General features: G+C 70.0%; 15 protein-coding genes and 2 pseudogenes. 4 read left to right on the top strand and 13 right to left on the bottom strand.

Annotated elements, in window-relative coordinates:
• Positions 1–27 precede the first annotated feature (27 nt).
• Positions 28–2,139 (bottom strand): FUSC family protein, encoded by a 2,112-nt coding sequence (locus ACFYP5_RS21370; RefSeq protein ID WP_389038224.1) that lies wholly within the window; start codon positions 2,137–2,139, stop codon positions 28–30.
• Positions 2,140–2,285: 146 nt separating this feature from the next.
• Between ACFYP5_RS21370 and ACFYP5_RS21365 the strand changes: the two genes are divergently transcribed.
• Together ACFYP5_RS21365 and ACFYP5_RS21360 are read left to right on the top strand one after the other, a co-directional pair.
• Entirely contained in the window at positions 2,286–2,495 is a 210-nt protein-coding gene (locus ACFYP5_RS21365; protein WP_389038221.1) for a hypothetical protein, read from the top strand.
• Between the two features lie 89 nt (positions 2,496–2,584).
• Positions 2,585–3,160 (top strand): GNAT family N-acetyltransferase, encoded by a 576-nt coding sequence (locus ACFYP5_RS21360; RefSeq protein WP_389038219.1) that lies wholly within the window; start codon positions 2,585–2,587, stop codon positions 3,158–3,160.
• 355 nt (positions 3,161–3,515) lie between these two features.
• Here the strand turns inward: ACFYP5_RS21360 and ACFYP5_RS21355 are convergent, their stop codons facing one another.
• The 11 genes and pseudogenes from ACFYP5_RS21355 to ACFYP5_RS21305 form a co-directional block, all read right to left on the bottom strand.
• Complete coding sequence (locus ACFYP5_RS21355) at positions 3,516–4,385, bottom strand: endonuclease/exonuclease/phosphatase family protein (protein WP_389038676.1); 870 nt, start codon at positions 4,383–4,385, stop codon at positions 3,516–3,518.
• 493 nt (positions 4,386–4,878) lie between these two features.
• Complete coding sequence (locus ACFYP5_RS21350; protein WP_389038216.1) at positions 4,879–6,138, bottom strand: VWA-like domain-containing protein; 1,260 nt, start codon at positions 6,136–6,138, stop codon at positions 4,879–4,881.
• A complete protein-coding gene (locus tag ACFYP5_RS21345; protein WP_389038213.1) occupies positions 6,135–7,397 on the bottom strand; it encodes an AAA family ATPase in 1,263 nt (420 codons plus the stop codon). The genes ACFYP5_RS21350 and ACFYP5_RS21345 overlap by 4 nt, the downstream gene beginning before the upstream one ends.
• A 61-nt stretch (positions 7,398–7,458) precedes the next feature.
• Positions 7,459–8,862, bottom strand: coding sequence for a hypothetical protein (locus tag ACFYP5_RS21340; RefSeq protein WP_389038210.1), 1,404 nt, complete (start codon positions 8,860–8,862; stop codon positions 7,459–7,461).
• A 252-nt stretch (positions 8,863–9,114) separates the two neighbouring features.
• Positions 9,115–9,852, bottom strand: a complete 738-nt coding sequence (locus ACFYP5_RS21335) for an SDR family NAD(P)-dependent oxidoreductase (RefSeq protein ID WP_389038673.1) — start codon at positions 9,850–9,852, stop codon at positions 9,115–9,117.
• 88 nt (positions 9,853–9,940) lie between these two features.
• On the bottom strand, positions 9,941–11,335 hold the full coding sequence (locus tag ACFYP5_RS21330) for an FAD-dependent oxidoreductase (RefSeq protein ID WP_389038207.1): 1,395 nt from the start codon (positions 11,333–11,335) through the stop codon (positions 9,941–9,943).
• Between the two features lie 432 nt (positions 11,336–11,767).
• Entirely contained in the window at positions 11,768–12,223 is a 456-nt protein-coding gene (locus ACFYP5_RS21325) for a pyridoxamine 5'-phosphate oxidase family protein (RefSeq protein ID WP_389038204.1), read from the bottom strand.
• Between the two features lie 123 nt (positions 12,224–12,346).
• Positions 12,347–12,947, bottom strand: a pseudogene (locus tag ACFYP5_RS21320) (glyoxalase).
• Between the two features lie 5 nt (positions 12,948–12,952).
• Positions 12,953–13,417, bottom strand: a complete 465-nt coding sequence (locus tag ACFYP5_RS21315) for a helix-turn-helix transcriptional regulator (RefSeq protein ID WP_389038671.1) — start codon at positions 13,415–13,417, stop codon at positions 12,953–12,955.
• 287 nt (positions 13,418–13,704) lie between these two features.
• A complete protein-coding gene (locus ACFYP5_RS21310; RefSeq protein WP_327122863.1) occupies positions 13,705–14,115 on the bottom strand; it encodes a VOC family protein in 411 nt (136 codons plus the stop codon).
• A 408-nt stretch (positions 14,116–14,523) separates the two neighbouring features.
• On the bottom strand, positions 14,524–15,036 hold the full coding sequence (locus ACFYP5_RS21305) for a lamin tail domain-containing protein (protein ID WP_389038201.1): 513 nt from the start codon (positions 15,034–15,036) through the stop codon (positions 14,524–14,526).
• A gap of 577 nt (positions 15,037–15,613) precedes the next feature.
• On the opposite strand from ACFYP5_RS21305, the gene ACFYP5_RS21300 reads away from it, so the two are divergent.
• On the top strand, positions 15,614–16,480 hold the full coding sequence (locus tag ACFYP5_RS21300; RefSeq protein WP_389038668.1) for a GyrI-like domain-containing protein: 867 nt from the start codon (positions 15,614–15,616) through the stop codon (positions 16,478–16,480).
• A gap of 275 nt (positions 16,481–16,755) precedes the next feature.
• Here the strand turns inward: ACFYP5_RS21300 and rph are convergent, their stop codons facing one another.
• Positions 16,756–19,353, bottom strand: a complete 2,598-nt coding sequence (rph, locus tag ACFYP5_RS21295; protein WP_389038198.1) for a rifamycin-inactivating phosphotransferase — start codon at positions 19,351–19,353, stop codon at positions 16,756–16,758.
• A 554-nt stretch (positions 19,354–19,907) separates the two neighbouring features.
• Here rph and ACFYP5_RS21290 point away from each other — a divergent pair.
• Positions 19,908–20,244 (top strand): annotated as a pseudogene (locus ACFYP5_RS21290) (HAD family hydrolase); the annotation flags it as partial.
• Between the last annotated feature and the right edge of the window lie 201 nt (positions 20,245–20,445).

Below are 20,445 nucleotides of genomic sequence, written 5' to 3'. Positions count from 1 at the left end.
CGAGGCGGAGTGCGACCCTACGGAATCTCAGGCGGCCGCGTGCGGGCTCCGACGGGAGGCGATGACGACGGTGAGGGCCTCGACGGCGTCGACGATCGTGGTGCTCAGAGCGACGGCGCGACCGCTGGTGGCGCTGCCCGGGCCGTCGGACGCCGCGGGCAGCAGGCCGGAACGGGCTCCGAAGGCGTCGAACACCGACCGTAGTGCCCCCGGGGCCACGGCCTCGGCACCGGCGGCGGCGCGGGCCAGGGCGGCGAGGTGTTCGTGCAGCGGATCGGCCAGTTCGGACAGCTCCGGCACGGCATCCTGCGGGGTACGCGGCAGCTGATCGCCCAGCAGGACAGTGCATCTGGCGACCGTGGACACCTGGGTCCTGATCTGCTCCAGCTGCTCACTCGACCAGGGGCCGCGGTGCTCGGCGGGCTCGGCGCGCGACTGCTCCACCGCGGCCTCCAGGTGTTCCCTCACCTGCCGTGACCGCGCCCGCAGCTCGTCGATGGCTGCGAGGTCGGTCGCCCCGACGTCGGCATAGCCGGTCAGCAGCTCGGGGAGCAGCCGGTCCTGCACCCGCAGCCACTCCGCGAGCAAACCCGGCAGCCGCCGGGTGGACCAGGTCGGCCAGACCAGGAAGATGAGTACGGCGAGCGCGGCGCCGACCACCGTGTCGGCGGCGCGCGCCCACGCCGTGGGCCCGGGCAGCCCACCGACGTGGTGGATCAGGAAGACGATCCAGGCGGTCAGCCACAGATTGAGCATCAGCTGCCCGGTCCGCAGGGTCACGAACGACGCCGCGGCCAGCAGCACCGACGCGACCGCGAGGCCGGTGGGCGACCAGGGCGGCAGGGACAGCACCCAGGCGAGGAGGCCGCCCAGCACGGCCCCGGCCGCCCGTCCCCAGCCGCGGGCGATGGTGTGCCCGTACCCGGGGAAGAGCACCAGCATGGTGGTCAGGGCCACCCAGAAGCCGTGCGCGGAGATGCCCAGCCCGCCCCACCCGCCGATCGACCGGCCGATGACCTCGGCGACCACCACGCCCACCGCGAGTCGCACCGCATGGCGGAAGATCGGCGACTGGGGATGCAGCTGCGCCCGGATCCGCCGGGCGGTGCGTGCCACGGAGGGGGTGCCTGCGTACAGGCCCGGCACCTCGGTGTGGGGTTCCAGTACATCGCCGAGGCGGTCCTCGGTCGAGCGCTGGGCCAGCGTCTCGGCCGCCCGCAACCGCGCGGCCAGGTCGCGTGGACCGCGCACGGGCGAGGCGGCCGCCCACGATTCAAGGAGGGTCCAGACCTCCTCGGGGGTGCGGTGCTCGCGGCCGGAGGCCACCGTACGGGAGATGTCGCCCAGCACCTGCGCGGCGCCGGCCAGTGCCCTCTCGTCCCCGGCTGCTGCCGCCGCGGGTACCGTCACCCGCACGCTTCGCAGCGCTCGGCCGATGCGCTCGGCCTCTCCCAGCAGTCCGAACATGGCTGCTGCCGCCGGCCGGCTGAACTGCGGCAGCAGGTCCAGAACCTGCCGGGCCGCCGTGAACGGAGCGGACCGGACCGAGGCGGCGGAGCCGCCCGTGGCCGATTCCTCGGCGAGTGACTGGTACAGGGCCGCAAGGGCACGGCGCTGGGCGGCGAACCGCGGACCGTACGGCGGGAGCAGCTGCACCACCACGACGAGTCCGGTCCCGACCGCGATCCACCCGGCCATCAGCAGGCCGCCCTGCGCGTCGGGAGCGAGATCAGCCGTGATCATCAGCCCGATGACCGCGAGGCAACCCCGGATGCCGGGCGCGACGCCCACCGCCCACCACAGCCCGGCGGCGAACGCCGCGACCGCGAGCAGCAGTAGGAACAGCCAGGTGGCGCCTTGCACCAGGGCCCCCAGTACGGCCATCGTGCTGAAGGCCGCGGCCATCCCGAGCGCGTTCACCACACGGTGCCGCAGGGGGCTCAGCAGCGTAGCGATGCCGCAGATGAACGCACCGACGCTGGTCATGGCCCCGGCGAGCGGGTCGTCCAGCAGCCGGCCGAGGACCGTGGCGAGGAGCACGGCCAGTACGGCCCGTGCGACCGCCGACGGGGCGGCGAACGCCCGTTGAACGCGCAGCCCCTCCCGGCCGATCGTGACCAGCGACGACCACCAGCGCATGTCCGGACTCCTTAGCTGCACGGCGCGGGAGCAGCGATCCCATCCTCTGGCAGCCCCGGCCTCCCCGCCACCCGCTGCGCCCGGACGGTGCCACCTCCCGGAGGAAGGTGCCGTCCGCCGTCCTGCGCTCAGACCAGAACGTACGCGTGTCGGCGATCGAGCCGGGCATCGTCGGGACCGAGCTGCAGAGCCATGTCCCCGACGACGGCGCGCTTCAGTGGGTGGACGGCTCCAAGGAGACAATCGAGTGGCTCACGCCGCAGGACATCGCGCAGACCATCGGATTCATCGCCACCCTGCCGCCACGGGCGAACCTCCGACAGGTCACGATCATGCCTACCCGTCAGTCCAGCTGATCCGTTCCCTGCCGGGTCCGCCCCCGGGCGGGCGGACCCGGTGCACTCCGTCCTCTCCGCACCGCATGACGAAGCTGCGAGGCGGACGCTTGACCACGCCGAGTGTGCAGGCCGCCCAGCTGATGGCGGACGCTTCGAGGAAGCTGTCCCATGAGGAGCTCGTCGACGAGGATCGCTTGCGTGAGGTGTTGCCCGTCCTCGACGTACTCGGGCCGGTCTCCCTCTTCTATCTCGACCCGGCGGACTTCCTTCCTGCACATCGAGGCGCCGCTGTCGAGGAGGTGATGTGCGGCGACGGTGAGTTGGCCTCGCTCCTGACTCGTGCTGGTGAAGAGGACGCGGACGAGAACGGCCTGGGGGACATCACCTCTCCCGCATTCGTTCTCCGTGAGGGTGACGACGTCGTTGCCGCGGCCGGCTACCGAGCTTGGCCGCGGTCGGTCGCTCATCTGAGTGTCCTGGTTGCGCCGGACCGCCGAGGCCGGGGGCTGGCGCGAGTCGTGGCGTCCGCGGCGGTGACTCAGGTACTGGACGCCGGGCTGCTTCCGCAATGGAGAGCCCGGCCGCAGCCGTCAAGGCGTGTGGCACAAGCCCTGGGCTTCCAGGAGCTGGGTTCCCAGCTGAGCGTTCGCCTCGGCGACGGCGGCGATCCAGAGCACCGTTGAGCCGGCCCTCTCCGCCCAGAGAAGACGTCGAGAGGGACTGAGCGATTCCAGACGACAAGGTCACGTGAGGCGAAGGCGGGAGGAGACCCAGCACGTGCGTCAACCGGATGTGCGTCCACGTCGGCGAAAGCCCTCACCACCGCCACCCATGTCACTGCTCGGCGGGGTTCGCCGCCCAAGGGCCGTCCCGTAATCCCTGGTGGATCAGCGCGCGGCCTCGGATGCGGTGCATCGCAAGGCGGAGGGGCGTCCTCATGCTGGACTTATTCGGGCGTTCCGACAACACAGCGAGGTGCCGTAGCCGTCGTCATGCGCCCGCCAGGGATTACGGGACAGCCCTAAGCGCGCTCGGCGATCAGGAAGCAAATTTGATGCCGGCGGCGATCGGGAGGTGGTCGCTGCCGGTGGCGGGCAGGGTCCGAACGCCGGTCACGGTCGCCGAGCGGGTCATGATGTGGTCGATCCGGGAAACGGGGAAGACCGTGGGCCAGCTGAAGGCGAAGTCCCGTGCCTGTGGACTCATTTGCGAAGTGACGGCGGCCAGCCCGCGATCGTCCACCGTGCTGTTGAAGTCACCGAGCAGGATCACCTTTTCCACCTTCTCGGCGGCGATGGCCGCGCCCAGCAGTCCGGCGCTTTCGTCCCGCCGACCCGAGTCGAAGCCGGTCAGCCGGACACGGACCGAGGGCAGATGGGCGACGTAGACAGCGGTCTCGCCCCACGGTGTACGCGCGGCGGCCCGCAGCCCACGGCTCCAGCCCTCTTCGACCCCCTGGGGCTTGATGTCCAGCCGGCGCACGTCTGCCAGAGGGTACTTCGACCAGAGGCCGACGGTGCCTCTCACCGCGTGGTACGGATAGTCGGGTGCCAGGGCCGTCTCGTAGAGCGCCAACGCGGGTGGTGTCAGCTCCTCCAGAGCGATGAGCTCCGGCGCGGCCGCGATGAGCGCTTCCGCCGTGCCGACAGGAGCGGTGTTCTCGTCACTGACATTGTGCTGGAGCGCCGTGATGTCATGCGCACCGCGGTCCGCGGGGAGGAGCGACGCGCCGAAGTGGTTCGCCCAGACGACTGCGGGGAGAAGCAGGAACACGAGCGCTGTGGCCGAGCGGCGCAGCAGGGCCAGGACGAGCAGCACCGGGACGGCCAGGCCGAGCCAGGGCAGGAATGCCTCCAGCAAACTGCCCAGGTGTCCCACGGTGTTCGGCACGTTCGTGTGGAAGGCCATCAGGCCGGAGGTCAGCACGGCAAGTGACGCGAGAACACGCCCACGCACCCAGGATGACCGGCCCTTGGCGTCCTTGCCCCACCGCCGAAGCCACCGCCACCGCCACCGGCTGACGTGAATCGACCACGACCGAGGCGTCGCAGCCCTGGATTCCGACGCCACCGTGCCGGTAGCCCGCTTCACCATGTCCCACCCATCTGCGTCGGACCGTCCTCGGCCTGGAGCCATGAGCACGATGTGCCCTGTAGGACGCAATGGCTCGGTGATCAGGTTCCGGCCCGGGCAGACGGTGCTGTCCCAGGTGGATGAGCGTTCCGTCCGCCGGCAGTCGCGTCCGTGCGTCTCCTTCCAGCAGCGCGGCGCCGTCGATGGACGCAACAACGCGTCTGTCACGGAGAAGCGGTCGGATCCGACCACGCATTCCGGGGCGCACTCGTTCTCCTGCGCATCGGGGGAGGCGGGCGATCACCCTCGACGCGGGTCGAGGACGGGCTCACCGAGCAGCAGGAGAGGACCCGATGTCAACCACTCGTGCCCACACGGGCGGCAGATCCGGAACGTAATCGGGATCGTCCTCGTCCCACGACCGCGCTGCATGCTGCCGGGAGAACAGACCCACCACGGTCCGGCACGGTGGTTGTGCGGCCGGCCAGGGCGTCTGCCCGTCGGTGAGGACCACGATGACATCCGGCCGGGGCCGCGCTCCGAGCGCCTTGGCGAAGCCCGTGCGCAGATCGGTACCCCCACCGCCCATCAGCGGTATGCCCTCTCCACGGCAGAGCGGGTGCACGATCCGGGCCGCCGCGTCGCACGGCAGCACGGTGATCAGGTCGCGACGGCCGCCCACGGCACGGGAGATCGCGGCAACCTCGAGGAGTGCGCTGCCCAGTTCGGCGTCACTGACCGACCCGGACGTGTCGATGACCACGCAGACTCGGGGTGGTCTGCGCCGCAGGCTCGGCAGCACGGCGCCGGGCACCCCGGCCGAGCGCCGCGACGGGCGGCCGTAGGTGTAGTCCTCTCCCGCCCCGGACCCGGAGGCTGCCGAGCGAACCGCCGCTCCCAGCAACTCCCGCCACGGCTGCGGCGGGTGGAACGCCGCCTCCGCCCACCGCTGCCACCCCCTCGAAGCGTGCCCCGGACGCCCGGTGATGCCTTGCGCCACCCGGAACCGGACCGCATCCCGTTCCTGCTCACTGAGGCCGTACGCGCCGTCCGGTCCCAGCTCCCACTCCCGTTCCATTCCGTCGGCACCGCTTCCGCAGTCGAGCCAGGACATGCTCTCCGTACGCGCCCCGAGCCGGAACTGGCGCAGATAGTCCTCCATGAGCTCCCCCTCGGGCAGCCCCAAGGACACCGGTTCGACAGCACCTTCGGGCCGGACCAGCCCGTCACCGAACACGTCGTCGTTGATCTCGCAGTCCGCGGCGATGTTCATCCGCAGCCGCTCCCCCGGGCCGGTCAGCCCGCGCGCCCGCGCGACCCGGTCACTGCGCCCGTGGTGGTCGCGCAGAAGGTGCGACACCTCGTGCACCCATACACCGGCCAGTTCCTCCACCGGCGTGCGGTCCACGAACGCCGGCGAGACGTAGCACCGCCAGTACCGGTCGACGGCCATCGTCGGTACCAGCCTCGACTCGACGGTGTGCAGCGCGAACAGCGCCGTCGCCAGGTACGGCCGGACCCGAGCGGCCTGCAGCCGGGCGGCAAAGAGCTTGTCGAGGTCAAGGGACCCCGGTGCGGCCTGGATCATCGGCCTGCCTTCGCGGCGACCGCGGCACGGGCTGCCGCTCGATCCGCTCGCCGGGACAGCGACACCACTCCGGCGAGCCGCTCGATGGATGCCGGAACGTCCCAGTCCTCCTGGCGCAGCGCGGCGAGGGTGGTCGCGGGGACGACCACCAGGTCCGGGGCTCCGGTCTCCACCGCCCGCACCAGGAGCTCCCACGCCGCGTCCCAGCGTGACTTCTCCGGCCGTTGGCGGACCGCCACCACCACACCGTCGAGCACAGCCTGGCGCAGATCCCCCCGCTCAGGCAGGACGGCGCCCGTCGGGTCGGCGAGAAGCACCTCGGGGTCCGGGAGGTCCATGCGGTCCAGGCCGGCCAGCAGCTCAAGCCCCGGACCGTCTCCCACAGTGCCCCTGACCAGCAGGGAAAGCACCTCCCGGGAGGAGCCGGCCGCGCTCGCGAAGGCGATCAGACACAGAGCCATCTCCCAGCTTCGCGGTGACGGCCAGGGGCCGCCCCGGCGTGCTTCGTTGCTGGGCAGTTGGTGTACGAGTTCGGGGCGGGCCGTGAGGAGTCCGCACACCGCTCGGCGGGCGAAGTTCACGGCCTCCGACAGCTTCTCGGGGGCGAGCCGCGGCAAAGTTGCCCGGGGCCAGGTGCCACCGAGGCCGCGTACGACGACCTCGTGGTCGTGGGTCCACCGAAGGTGAACGAACCGGTTGGCCAGCGGCGGGCTCAGCTCCCAGCCGTCGGCCGCCGAGGAGCGCGGATTGGCGGCAGCCACGATCCGGACCCCGGGCGGCAGTTGAAGGGAACCGATCCGCCGCTCGAGCACAAGGCGGAGCAAGGCAGCCTGAACGGCCGGCGGTGCGGTGGACAGCTCGTCCAGGAACAGCAGCCCCCGGCCGGCCCGTACCAGTCGTACCGCCCAGTCCGGCGGGGCCATGGGGACACCCTGTTCCGCGGGATCGTCTCCGACGACGGGCAGGCCTGAGAAGTCGGAGGGCTCGTGCACGCTGGCAATCACTGTGGTCAGCGGAAGGTCCAGGGCCGCTGCCAGCTGTGTCAGGGCTGCGGTCTTGCCGATCCCCGGCTCGCCCCACAGGAGCACGGGCAGATCGGCGGCGACGGCCAGCGTCAGGGCCTCCAGCTGTCTGTCGGGGCGCGGTTCGGTGGTTGCGTCGCGCAGGAGGGTCAACAACTCGCCCGCAACGTCGAGTTGAGAGGCATGGGCTGCGTCGGGGAGGGAGGCGGCAGCGGCGAGCGGGGTGCATGTGGGCATGTTTGATCACCTATGGGTTCGTGGTGAGACGAGTCGATGCAGGAGGACGTAGGTCCCCGGGTCAGGGAGAAGTCGCGTGGCGCGGGTGCGAGCGTCGGTCACGGGGACGGCGACGATCCGGAAGCATGCGGTCAGGACCGGGTCCGATCAGACCTGACCTGTACAGCCCGTAGGTGACCCGCCGCAGCGCGGCCGTCTCGAGTTCGTCCCGCAGAGCGCCGGTGCGCAGCAGTGCCTCGGGGCCGAGCAGGCCCTCGACGACGGCCAGCGCGCCGGCTGTGTCGCCGTGGTCCAGGCGTTCACGGACACCGGTGAGGCAGTCCGGATGACGGTGCGCCTCGTCGATCGCCCGCAGGCAGGGAAGCGGAGCGCCGGTCAGTGCTGCCAGCAGCTCCTCCCGCCGGATCTCGGCCGGTTCGTGGTCCAGCGGGGCCAGCACTCCGTCGACCAGGCCGATCCGGTGCTGAGCGCCCCGGCACTCCACCAGGCGGGGTTGTCCTGCCTGGTCCGGGTTCCGGGACGGACCGGCCGACGCACGATCCGGTACGAGTGCCGAGGCGACCAGCGGGTGCAGCCGATCGGTCTCGATGGAACCGGTGCGGATCAATTCCAGATCGGGCAGCACCCAGGTCGCGGCGTCGGGCAGGACGGGCAACGTGGACGCACCGCCGTCTGTGGAGGCCGCCGCGATCCGCAATGAGGGCGGCGCCACGCCGTTCCTGTCCGCGACCAGGTCCAAGGCCAGCCTATGCCGGGCCCCGAACCGTACGGCGACGGTGCCGGTGGACCGCCCTTCGGCGTGGAGCAGGATCCCCGCCTCGGCCGCCCACCGGTCAACGGCGCAGCGGTACCGCTGCGGCACCGCCGCCGACAGCTCCGGGTCCAGCGCAGGGCGACTGTCGGCGGGCAGCCGATCGGCGCCGGAGCGGATTCGCAGCTCATCGGTTCTGCGCGCGTCCCAGAGGTGGTGGTGCAGGTCGAGGCGGAACCGCCGGTTGGGACGTGGGTGCGGATGACGGGAGGCCCCGGCCTCGGAGTCGGATCCGTCCCACAGCGCGAGGCTGATCCGCTGACCGGCATCCGCCCAGGCCGGTGGAGTCCGGGCCACGAGGTGCACCGGGCTTGCGCCGTCGCACCCCGCTGCGTCGTACCGTGCCAGAGCGGTGGTCAGACCTGGGCGCAGCAGCCCGTCAGGCGCGATCCTCGGCATGTGCCAGCGCAACAGGTCAGGCGCCAGATGACGGAGATCGGCCCGGACCCGGGCTGCGAGTTCCCGGCCATGGGTACGCGCCACGGAACGAAGGTTGAGATCGACATCGATCCCTGCGGCGGCACACGCCCCCGCCCAGTCCCCGACATGACGGCGGGCGGTCGCAGTCTCGATCATGGAAGGCGGCACGGCGAACTCACGCACGCGCAGCCAGAAGGAAATGCGGGAATCCCTGTTCGCGGTCTGAGTGAGCATCAGCACTCACCTTGCGCGGACGGGTCCCCCAATCTGTGAACAGAATGAGTCATCATCGCGGCGATCATATCCCTCCTCGCTTCGGTCGGCCAGGCCTCCCTGTCGATGCGGCACATCCTGTTGGCCCATCAGCAGCCGCGAGTGGGGAGCGGAGCGCAGTCCCGAGAACTCGAGCCAGAGCCCATGGAGCGGCATCGCTTGTCAGTGAGCAGGGCAGAATTCTTCGTCGAGTGCCGGGCCTGGAGGCGGCGTTCACACAGCTGTGCGGCCGCCGTCGACAGGCAGTACGACGCCGTGCACGAAGCTCGCGGCGTCGCCGGCCAGATACGCGATCGCCTCGGCGATCTCCCCCGGGGATGCCGGCCGTCCGGCGGGCGCCTGAGCGGCGAGGGCGTCGAGGTCCTCCCCCATGCCCGCCGTGCCCTCGGTCCGGGTCGGACCGGGCTGCACGGCGTTGACCCGGACCCCGCGCGGGCCGTATTCGGCAGCCCAGGCCTTGGTCAGCAGATTCACGGCGGCCTTGCTCGAGCCGTACAGCGCCATTCCTGAGAAGCCGAAGTCAGCCACCATCGTGCTGACGTTGACGATCGCCCCGCTGCCCCGCTCGGCCATCGCGGGCGCGAGTTCCGCCACCAGATAGAAGGGGGCCTTCACATTCAGCGCGTAGACGGCGTCGACCTCGCTCTCCGGTGTCTGTTCGGTGGGCCCGAAGGGGTAGATGCCCGCGCCGTTGACCAGGATGTCCACCTGGCCACCTCCCAGTTCGAGGGCTTGTCGAGCCAGTTGTCGCACCGAGCCGGCGTCCAGGAGGTCGGCGCCCAGGAAGTCGGCCGTGCCGCCCCAGTCCCGGATCGCCTCGACGACGGCCTCGCCGCGTACTCGGTCCCGGCCCGCCACCACTACGTGCGCACCGCGCTCGGCGAGCAGTTCCGCAGTGGCCGCCCCGATGCCGCTGGTCGCCCCGGTCACCAGCGCGACCTTCCCCGTCATCGATGCGGTGGTCACAGCCACACCCTTCCTTTCTCGATGCCACGCCGACTGATCCGAGAGACACGGCCTGGGCGCGAGCGGCTCGTGGTCAGTCGGCTCGCACGATCGTGGCGAGTACCTCGTTGAAGGCTTCGGTGGAGGTGGGGTGCTGGTAGACGGCGTCGCGGAGTTCGGCCGCCTTGACGCCGTGCCGCATGGCGAGCGCGACGGTGTTGACGAGTTCCTGCGCGTCGATGCTGAGGAGGGCGGCGCCGAGAATGTCGTCGGTGTCGGCGTCGAGGACGAACTTCATGACGCCGCGGGGGTCCTCGACGATGTAGGCGCGCGGCATGGCGACGATCTCGGCGACCGGCTGGCTGGCGATCTTCACCCGGTGTCCTGCCGCGCGGGCCTCCTTCTCCGTCAGCCCGACGGTTGCCAGCGGCGGGGTCATGAACAGCGTGTGCGGGATGGCCACCCGGTCCTCCGTGGAGCGCTTGCCCTCACCGATGAGCTGATCGAGGACGATGCGGCTGTCGTCGAGAGAGATGTAGGTGAACTGCGGACCGCCGTTGACGTCACCGAGGGCATAGATGTGCGGCTGGCTGGTGCGCAAGAACGCATCGACCTCGACCGCTCCCCGCTCGGTGGTACGGACCCCGGCTGCCTCCAGGGCGAGGTCGCGGGTGGCCGGGGCGCGACCGGTGGCGGCCAGGATGGCGTCGGCTGCTACGGAGTGCTGGTGGCCGTCCTTGTCGTAGACGACGGTCGCGCCGCCGTCCCCGTCGCGGACCTGGCTCACCTGGGCGCCGGCAATGATCTCGATGCCCTCGTCGGTGAGGATGTCCTGGGCGACGGCGGCGACGTCGTCGTCGACACGACCGAGGATCTTCGGAGATGCCTCGAGCACGGTCACCTGTGAGCCGAACCGTCGGTAGATCGCGGCGAACTCCAGGCCGAGGTATCCGCCGCCGATGACGGTCAGTCGTTCCGGCAGGACGGTGGTCTCGATCAGTTCGGCGCTGGTGACGGTGTACTGGCTGTCACGCAGGCCAGGGATGTCGCGGATGATCGGCTCGGAGCCTGTATTGATCAAGATGGTGTCAGCGGTGACCGTAAGGCGTTCGCGACCTGCCTGAACCGCGACGGTGTGCGGGTCGACGAACGCGGCCTGACCGGTGAGGACCGTGACGGTCTCCATGCCGTTCAGCCCTTCGTAGTTGCCGTCGCGCATCATCTTGGTCACCGCTTGGACCTTGGCGACGGAACGCTCGTACCACTCCTGCGCCGCATCCTCCGGCCGGCGCCTGCCGGCATGGTGGACCAGCGCCTTCGTCGGTACGCAGCCCACGTTGGGACAGGTGCCTCCGTACATCCGGTCGGATCGCTCCACCAGCACGACCCGCTTGCCGAGGCGGCCCATCTTCGCGGCCACCGTCTTGCCACCTTTGCCGTAGCCGATGACCAGGACATCGGCGTGGAGACTGTGGTTTGCGCCTTCCATGCTCACTTCCGTTTCCATGAGGACTGGGCGCCAGCTGAGAGGGTCCTGCGTGAGCGCAGCGTCTACGTCACCACAACAGCAACACCAACCCCTCGAGGTCGCAACCGACTTCGACACCGATCGTCACCGTCAGTAGTCCGCTACCAGCAGGCTCAGCGGTCGGGCAGGTGCACATGGACTCGCGCACGCAGGGATCCGAAGCCTTGTGTGAAGTTCGGGTGCTCTCATGCGCACCGGCGAGGTTCGCACCATCCACTTGCCCGCCCCACGCTCGTGTGATGAGCCGGCGTCTGGTTTCCACGATCTCGCCGTATCGATGACGAAGGACTCACGCGTCAGCTCCGCTCGGTCCGAGTAAGGAGTGCCCGCGGGGAGTCCACGCCCTTGCCCGCACCACTCGCCAGGTGGGCAGGTGTGTTTCCGTGGGGGCGGTCAGCTGAGCCAGCGGCCGTCGCGCATGAGGTCGCGTCCCAGCAGCTCGTTCGCCTCACGCCAGGCCTGGATGCGCCGCGGCCGGATCAGGAAGTACTGGTAGGGCTCGTCGAGCTCGCGCGGGTCGAAACCGGTCCTGGTCGCGAACGCGTCGCCCGTCTCCGGGCCGAGGTCGGCGATGTCCACCGGCTCGGCGGTGCCGTCGACGAGGACTACGTCACGCGTCGGCCCCAGGCTGAGTCGCACCCGGCCTTCCGCCAGCAGGTTGCGGCCGGTGACCGAGGCGCGCGGCGTCGAGATGAGGAACGTGGTCCCGTCCCAGAGGTACGAGAGCGGGATGAGGTGGACGCCGCCCGGAGAGCCCGACGTCGCGACCCAGAGATCGACGTCGCTCTCCAGCGTCGCGCGCGTGTCGCGCAGCCTCTCTTCAAGCCCACGCGGTGGCGATCCCGTCATGCTTCCTCCAGTCACTTCGTGGATAGCCCTTCCGCCAGGGGAGTGGCTCCGTCGGTCGTCCGCCGGGCCACCCTGCGGCCGTCTCGTGACCGGCGGCCGGACGGGGCGGGCGGCAGTGGCACATCAGGGCGTGGGCGTCAGCGATGCGGCCTCCCACGCGAACCCGTCCGGGTCGGTGAAGGGCCCGGCGTCGCCGCCGATCACGAGCCGGTGCGATCCGGTGCCTTCGGGAGCGACACCGACGTCCTTGGCCAGGGCACGGCGCCTGTACAGCGCCAGCTTGACGGGACTCGGCCCAGCGGCGAACTCGACGTACATGCGGCTGAAGCTCTTCGCCACGGCAAGGCCGCGCTCGACGTAGAACCGCTTGCTGGCGACCACGTCGGCGACGCCCAGCAGCAGCACGATCTCGTCGATCCGCCGGGTGTCCGGACCGGTGTCCTTCTTCGCCGAGGTGGCGACCTTCCAGATCGTCCCGTCCGGGGCCCGTACGACACCGCCGTAGCCCCAGAGCGACTTCGCGGCAGGCTTCAGCGGCGTGGCGCCGGCGCCGACGGCCGCGTCGACGAGGCTGTTGACGGTGGCAGGCTGGGACACCGTGAGCGCCAGCGTGAACCCACGGAAGCCGGTGGTGGGTCGTGTCCAAGCCGAAGGCTGTGGTGTAGAAGTGTTCGGCGGCCGAGGGGTCGGCCACATCGAGGGTGACGGATGTGATGGATGCCATGGCCATCACGCTAGTTGCGGCTCGACGGCCGGCGCTTCTTGATTCCTGACCGGTCTTGTCACCTGTTTGGCCACACACGGCGGCATCCCCGCCACAGCGCCTGTCGCACGACGCCGGTAGGCGCTGGGCGGCATGCCGACCAGCTCGGTGAAGCGGGTGCTGAACGTGCCCAGCGACGAGCAGCCGACCGCGAAGCAGACCTCGGTGACGTTGAGGTCGGCACGACGCAGGAGTGCCGTCGCACGCTCGATGCGACGCGTCATCAGGTACGCGTACGGCGACTCGCCGTAGGCCAGCCGGAACTGGCGGCTGAGGTGCCCGGCCGACATGTTCACGCCGCGGGCGAGCGCCTCGACGTTCAGCGGCTGCGCGTACTCGCGGTCGATCCGGTCGCGGACGCGTCGCAGTCGCGCGAGGTCGCTCAGGCGATGCGCCGCGGTGCGTGCGCGCCCCCACGAGGGATGGCACATGGGAGAACTCCTTTTCCTCGATGTCCGCGAGCACCTGGGCCGCGAGCCGCGGCGGGCGGCGAGGTACTCGATGGCGATGACCGACTTCCGGAAGTCGACGAGCCGGTCGAGCAGACCGAGCGACTGCTCGACGGCGGCGGGGACGGAGGCCGGGGGCCGGCTCAGGCTCTGCGACGCGCGGCCGCCGGGGGGTGGTTCGAGGACAGCGGCCTGGGAGCACCGGCCGTCGCATTCTTCGTGAGTGGTCGCGACTCCGGCCGTCATGGCCGACTCGATGACCAGGTGGCTCAGCGAAGCTCCTGGATACGGACCAGGTTGCCCGCCGGGTCACGGAAGGCGCAGTCGCGGATGCCGTACGGCTGCTCGGTCGGCTCCTGGACGACCTCGGCGTCGCTGGCCTGCACCTTCTCGAAAGTGCCGTCGAGGTCCCGGGTGGCCAGCAGGATCCAGCCGTAGGTGCCCTTGGCCATCATCTCGGCGATGGTGCGGCGCTCGTCCTCGGTGACCCCAGGGTCGGCAGCCGGCGGCGCCAAGAGGATGGACGTGTCGGGCTGGCCGACGGGTCCGACCGTGATCCAGCGCATCTTGCCCTGTCCGAAGTCGCTGCGGACCTCGAAGCCGAGGGTGTCGCGGTAGAAGGCCAGTGACGCGTCAGGGTCGTCATGCGGAAGGAAGCTGGTGTGAATGGTGATGTCCATGGCGGTCATGCTAGGTGCGGTTCCGTGACCCACGCTTCTCGATTCCTGACCGATCCGGCCACCTGTTTCACCGCGCCATCTCTCATCCCCACCGTCGCACGCACCGCCCGGGCCCACGTAGCCCAGGGTCTCCTCAACCGTCTCCGCCCCCGACCGTGAAGACGGCCTCCGGCGCGTCAGCCCCGATCGAGGTGCGCTCAGCTCACCTAAGGGCTGTCCCGCAGTACAGGGCCCCGGTCCGTCCGGACCGGGGCCCTGTTGCGTGTCCCAGGCGTGATGCCCCGGCGGGACTCCGCCCGAGGGGTGGCCGGTGGGTGTGTGGGCTGCGTGCCGCCACTCCGGGGGCGGGGGGTGGCGGCACGCAGCGGTTCCGAGAGGGGGTCCGCTGTCCGTGGCGGGTGGGTCAGGTCAGCGGCGGTGTCCGCGGTCGTTGTGGTGGTGGTCGCGGTCGCGGCCCCAGGACTTGGTGTCGACGGTGCGGCCGTGGTTGTCGCGCAGGGTGGCCGTGTCGGAGTAGTTGCTCCAGATGTAGTCGGTGCGGCGGTCCTGGTAGACGTTGGCGCGGGTGTCGTAGCCGCGTCCGGTGTGGACGCGGACGGTGGCCCGGGCGCCCAGCCGGAGGTCGTCGAAGCGGTAGCGGTTGCCGTTGCGGTTCGTGAGTGTCCACCCGTCCAGGTTCACCGGCCGGTAACCGGCGTTGGTGACCTCGACCCATTCCCCGTTCAGCGAGCGGTTGGAGTGGTCGTCGCGGCCCGGGCTGTTGTACTGGATGCCGCCGAGCACCACACGGGAGTAAGTCTGGTGGTGACGGCCGTGGTTGTGGCCGTCGTCGGCGGATGCCGGCATCGCCACGACGGCGACGAGGGAGCCGGCCGCCAGACCGGTAGCGACGAGACGACGGACAGTACGAGAAGCAGACACGTGATGTCCCCTCAAGTAGAGGCGCCCAGGCCCGGGTCGGAGCCATGTTGCGCGGTGCGGGTCCCGGCTCAACAAGCCGAGGACCCACACTCTGGACCACCCGCCCGTCCGTCCGCGCAGACTTCGGCCTGCGTTACAAAATGCGGATATTTCCGTAACCGATGACTGCAACGGTCACCGACCCCGCAGGGGCGTGGCCCTGACATTCGTTGGCTACGGCAACCATCCCGGCCACCCGCGGCAACAAGCCCTTTCCGGCGCCTTCGTGCACCGCGGCGCACCACCCCGCGCTCCGCCACCGGGGTCACGTAAATCGGGTAACAGTCACAATGCTCCACACTTCGGGTGGTGACGCCCCGCACCTCGTCGTCGTTGCTTCGCCCGGGCGTCGATGTGTTTCGCCGTCGCATCCACAAGGGATTAGGGCCGGCCCGCAGGCCGTGGCCGCGGTGGATGCAGGTGTGGCGTGCGCGTGGCCGTCGGGGCCCTGTCGTACCCGACCGGACCGGGCACAGGATGTCGGGTCAGGCAAGGTGAGTCCTTCCTAACGTGAGTGATCGAAGGGAAGGAGGCCGGGGTGCTGGAGCGGCTGAACCAGGCGATGGAGCACATCGAGTGTCACCTTGATCAACGGATCGAGGTGTCCGACCTGGCGCGGATCGCGGTGACGTCGGAGTACCACTTCCGGCGGCTGTTCTCCGCGCTGGCGGGGATCCCGCTGTCGGAGTACATCCGGCGTAGGCGACTGACGGTCGCGGGTGCCGAGGTGCTGGCCGGGGAACGGACGCTGCTGGAGGTCGCGGTGCGTTACGGCTACACCTCGGGCGAGGCGTTCGCGCGTGCTTTTCGCGCGATGCACGGCGTCGGTCCCGGCGAGGTCAGGCGGGTCGGTGCGAGTCTGCAGTCCCAGCCACGGATGTCCTTCCGCCTCATCGTCGAAGGGAGCAGCAGCATGCGGTACAGAGTCGTTGAGAAGGAGGAATTCCGTGTGGTCGGCAGGAAGGCTCGCGTCCCTCTCGTGCACGAGGGGGTGAACCCCGCCATCGCCGCCTTCATCCGGGCCATCGACCAGGAGACGTTGCAACGCATCCAGAGCCTGTCCGATCAGGAGCCGGAAGGGATCGTCTCGGTGAGTGACGACCTGGACGACAGCCGCGCCGAGGGGACCGAACTCGACTACTACCACGGCGTGGTGACCCGTGCCGCCGTGCCCGAGGGCATGGACGCGCTCGCTGTCCCGGGCGGGACGTGGGCCGTCTTCGAGAGCTCTGGGCCGTTTCCGCAGGCGCTCCAGTACCTGTGGCGGGACGTGTTCACGCAGTGGTTCCCGTCCAATCCGTACCGGAGCCGGCCGGGGCCCGAGATCCTGCGGACCCGGCTGTCGCAGGACGCGTCACAGGCGGACGCGGAGCTGTGGATCCCCGTGGAGCGGACTGCGGTCTGAGCGGTGGCGCGCGGCCGCCCTGGGCCGCCGCGCGCCGGAGACGGTGATCAAACTGGTGGAACGATATCGGGATGACTTGCGGTGATCTGACGGGCGGTCAATGAGCGCAGCTGCAGAGGTCGTTGACGATGGTGAGGACCGTATGGCCAAGACCTGCGATCCACGAGACCGCGTCGGGGACGGAGTGGCCGAGGACGGTCTGCGCGTGGGGTGGTCGTCAACTGCTCCGCGTTGTTCGGTCGGAAGCCACGGACGGGGCTTCCCGGTGTGGTCGGTCAAGGCAGGATCTCGACGTACCCGTCGGTTCCGTGCACACGGATCCGCTGCCCGTCCCGGATCAGCCGGGTGGCCTGCTCCACGCCCACGACGGCCGGCAAGCCGTACTCCCGGGCGATCACTGCGCCATGGGTCATCAGGCCGCCCACCTCCGTCACCAGGCCCGCGATGCCGACGAACAACGGCGACCAACTGGGGTCCGTGAAGGGCGTGACCAGGATGTCGCCAGCCTCGAGATCGGCCTTCGCCATGTCAAGGATGACGCGGGCCCTTCCCTCGATGGTCCCGGCAGAAACCGGCAGGCCGATCAGGGCGCCGGCCGGCACGTCGTCGCGCCGGTACGCCCCGGTGACGGCCTCACCATCCGATGTGAGCACCCTGGGCGGTGTGAGCGCGTGGTACGACCGGAACGCGTCCTTGCGCTGCTGGATGAGCCGGTCATCCACCTGGTTCGAGCGCACGACGTCGTGGAGTTCCTGGAACGTGAGGTAGAAGATGTCCTCCTTCTCAGGAAGCACGTCGGCCTGCACGAGGCGCTCCGCCTCCTCCAGCAGGGCCTGCTTGTAGACGAAGTAGCGGCTGACGATGCCGTACTTCGGGTACTCCCGGTACCCGATGAAGGTTCTGACCCGGTCGATCATCCGCTTGGTCTCGTCGGCTTTCCGGTCCCCGTCCGGCAGAGCCCGCAAGCGCGACAGCACGTCCTGTTCCTTCTTCTGCGCCTTCTGCCGTCCTTGCTCGAAGCGCCGCTCGGCGGCGCCCGGCTCGAAATTCCTCACGTTGTCGAGGATCACGGGCACGAGCGTGGTGGGGCGCTCGCGCCAGCGTGGCCTCGTGATGTCGATCTCGCCGACGCAGCGCATGCCGTACCGGTCGAGGTAGGCCTCTATGGCGTCGCGCGCTTCGGTCCCGCCCGCGAGCTTCGCCAGCTCGTCCAGGAAGTCCTCGTCCTCGACGCCCTGCAGGAACGCCACCACCTCCGGCTGCGGGCGGATCACGTCCGCGACGTCGAGCAGCGCCAGTCCCATCTCCGACGTGACGTTGTCGGGGGCGGACAGGGTGAGTGTGTCAGCCGCGTTCTTCTCGCCCAGCCACTCCCGCAGCTTGTCGTTGAGCCACCACGTGGCATCCATCCCCGCCATGATCGCCTGAAGGTTCAGCGGTTCGCCGAGGACTCGCTTGTGCTCCTGGAAGGCCTCCAGCAGGAAGTCGAACAGGGCCGGTCCGGTCTTCGTCCGGATGTCGCTCTCCAGGGCGGCGATGGACACCTGGCTGCGTTCGATCAGCTCGGTGACGATGGCCGGATCGGTCTCGATCGGGGCGGACGCACCGCGTCCCGGCGGCCCGCCGGGATCCGCGTCCGGGAGCGACGGGACGAAATCGTCGCGGTCGAGGACGGTCTCCAGAGCGTCCCTGGTCAGCGGATCGCCTTTCCCCATGACGTCCAGGAGGCCGGCGCGGCTTGCAGGCGAGGCCAGGCGCCGCGTGACGTCGACGAACAGCCTCCCGCCGGCCTCGTGCATCGGCACCATGGCTGTCAGCTGCCACATGGAGAGCCCCAGGGGCTTCATGGGGTCGGTCATCATCTGCCCGTGACCGACGGAGACGTAGACGTGATTCTCCTGGTCACCGGTCTCGGGGACGGGGAACAGCGTCGTGATCGGCCGGCTCTGAACGATCTGGAAGCCACCATCGACCAGGCACCATTCGATGTCCTGCGGGCGGCCGAAGTGCGCCTCGATCCGCCGCCCTAGCTGCACGAGCCGCACGACCTGCGCATCCGTCAGCGCCGGCTGCTCCTGCCGCTGCGAATCGATCGCCACTTCCTGCGTGCCGCCTGCCGGCAGGGCGTGAATGGCACGCTGCTTCGCGGCGATCGCCTTGGCAACGATTTCGCCCTCTCGCACCTTGAAGACGTCCGGGTTCACCAGGCCGGAGACCAGGGCCTCGCCGAGGCCGAAGCCGGCGTCCACGGTGGCGACCTTCCGGTTGCCCGTGACGGGGTCGGCCGTGAACAGGATGCCGGCCGCATGCGGGAGGACCATCTGCTGCACGACCACGGCCATGTGGACCGTAAGGTGGTCGATGCCGTTCCGCCGGCGGTAGGTCACGGCCCGCTCGGTGAACAGCGAGGCCCAGCACCGGCTGACGTGCTGGAGGATCGCCGTCGGCCCCACGACGTTCAGGTACGTGTCCTGCTGGCCTGCGAAGGAGGCCGTCGGCAGGTCTTCTGCCGTCGCGCTGGATCGGACGGCACAGGCGCCCTGCTCGCCGAGCCGGGCAAGTGCGCGGGTGATCGCCGCCGCGAGATCGCCCGGGATGGCGATCCCTTCGATGGTCCGGCGGATCTCCGCGCTGAGCGTGCGGATCGCCTCCCGGTCGTCCGGGTTCAGGCGCGACAGCTGATCGAGCCGACCGTCGATCGACGGCGCTTCCGCCATGATCCGCCGGAACGCGTCCGTCGTCACGCAGAAGCCGGCCGGCACGCCGATGCCTTCGATCCGCGACAGCCCGCCCAGGTGAGCGCCCTTGCCGCCGACGACCGCTACCTGCGTCTCGTCAACTTCCTGAAGATCCCTCACGTACTGCTCGGTCATCGCGACACCTCCGAGGCAGTCGTGTCCCGTTGCCCTGCACCGGCCGATCGAATCACCGGCACCTCCTGCTCCGTCGAACCTCTTGTCAGGCACGCCCTCGTCTCTGGCTGCCTTCCCTCTGACGAGTCGGCCGGCCGCTCCGCCCAGTCAGGCGGCGCGCATACCGGCACCACCGTCTCGAGCGCTCGCGACCGCACTACCGGTCCTACCGATGATTCGACGTCACCGCGTCCCCCATACGTCGACAACACACGCACGTGGTGCCCTCTTTCCGCAGGTTGTGGCCTCAGCCGACGATTTTGCGGCACCACCCGGGCCTTGCCGCAAGCCCCCCACTGCGCTATATGTTGAGAGTGGCGGGGAGAGTGATCTCCTTGCCTTTGGCTTTGCCCTTTGCCGTCCGCTGGAACTGACAGGCTTCTCCCTCGACGGTCGCCGCAGCCCGAATCGGCCGGCACCCAAGCGAACGGCCCCCGCTGTCCCGCCAGATCGTGGCCCGGCCGTCCCGCCGCACCGATCGGATCCTTCCAAGCGCCGAAGCTGTCGTCGGGCGCTCGCCAGGGAGTCACGACGACATCAGGCACAGCCTGCAGATCACCTCACTGAGCGGCTACTTCAACACGCACATCTTCAGTGCCGCCGATGTCCCCAGCGGCAAGCCCGCACCCGACCTCTTCCTGCACGCTGCACGCTCGATGGGCGTGGAGCCCGCGCGGTGCGCGGTGATCGAAGACAGTGCGTACGGAGTACAGGCCGCCCGCGCCGCAGGAATGCGTGCATTCGGCTACTGCGGCGGTCTCACACCGGCCTCACGGCTGGAAGGGGCCGGACACCGTCGTGTTCGAGACCATGCGCGACCTGCCCAATCTGCTGGCAACCGCAACGCGCTGAACAGCCCCGGCAACTCGTCGGCGCCCGCCCGCCACATGCGTCACACGGAACCACCGCGCGCTGGAGCACCACCGGCCGGCAGCGGTGTGGCGGGGGGGGGGGGGGGGGGCCCCCCCCCCCCGGGGGGGGGGGGGGGGGGGGGGGGGGGGGCGCCGAAGAGGGGTCGGGGGTGAGTGGGGTCAGTCGCTCCAGGGGGTGCTG

Origin of the sequence: Streptomyces sp. NPDC005262 (assembly GCF_042872425.1) — a bacterium.
In the GTDB taxonomy this organism is placed as follows: domain Bacteria; phylum Actinomycetota; class Actinomycetes; order Streptomycetales; family Streptomycetaceae; genus Streptomyces.
The sequence above is the reverse complement of the archived record's forward strand: the minus strand, read 5'-3'. Positions and strand labels throughout refer to the sequence as shown.

Excerpts from the sequence above, each read along its gene's own strand:
- ACFYP5_RS21355 (WP_389038676.1), bottom strand. The coding sequence starts at position 4,385 with ATGGCCTTCCACACGAACGTGCCGAACACCGTGGGACACCTGGGCAGT.
- ACFYP5_RS21315 (WP_389038671.1), bottom strand. The coding sequence starts at position 13,417 with ATGTGCCATCCCTCGTGGGGGCGCGCACGCACCGCGGCGCATCGCCTG.
- ACFYP5_RS21350 (WP_389038216.1), bottom strand. The coding sequence starts at position 6,138 with ATGATCCAGGCCGCACCGGGGTCCCTTGACCTCGACAAGCTCTTTGCC.
- ACFYP5_RS21310 (WP_327122863.1), bottom strand. The coding sequence starts at position 14,115 with ATGGACATCACCATTCACACCAGCTTCCTTCCGCATGACGACCCTGAC.
- ACFYP5_RS21335 (WP_389038673.1), bottom strand. The coding sequence starts at position 9,852 with ATGACGGGGAAGGTCGCGCTGGTGACCGGGGCGACCAGCGGCATCGGG.
- ACFYP5_RS21370 (WP_389038224.1), bottom strand. The coding sequence starts at position 2,139 with ATGCGCTGGTGGTCGTCGCTGGTCACGATCGGCCGGGAGGGGCTGCGC.
- ACFYP5_RS21330 (WP_389038207.1), bottom strand. The coding sequence starts at position 11,335 with ATGGAAGGCGCAAACCACAGTCTCCACGCCGATGTCCTGGTCATCGGC.
- ACFYP5_RS21345 (WP_389038213.1), bottom strand. The coding sequence starts at position 7,397 with ATGCCCACATGCACCCCGCTCGCCGCTGCCGCCTCCCTCCCCGACGCA.
- ACFYP5_RS21325 (WP_389038204.1), bottom strand. The coding sequence starts at position 12,223 with ATGACGGGATCGCCACCGCGTGGGCTTGAAGAGAGGCTGCGCGACACG.
- ACFYP5_RS21340 (WP_389038210.1), bottom strand. The coding sequence starts at position 8,862 with ATGCTCACTCAGACCGCGAACAGGGATTCCCGCATTTCCTTCTGGCTG.
- rph (WP_389038198.1), bottom strand. The coding sequence starts at position 19,353 with ATGACCGAGCAGTACGTGAGGGATCTTCAGGAAGTTGACGAGACGCAG.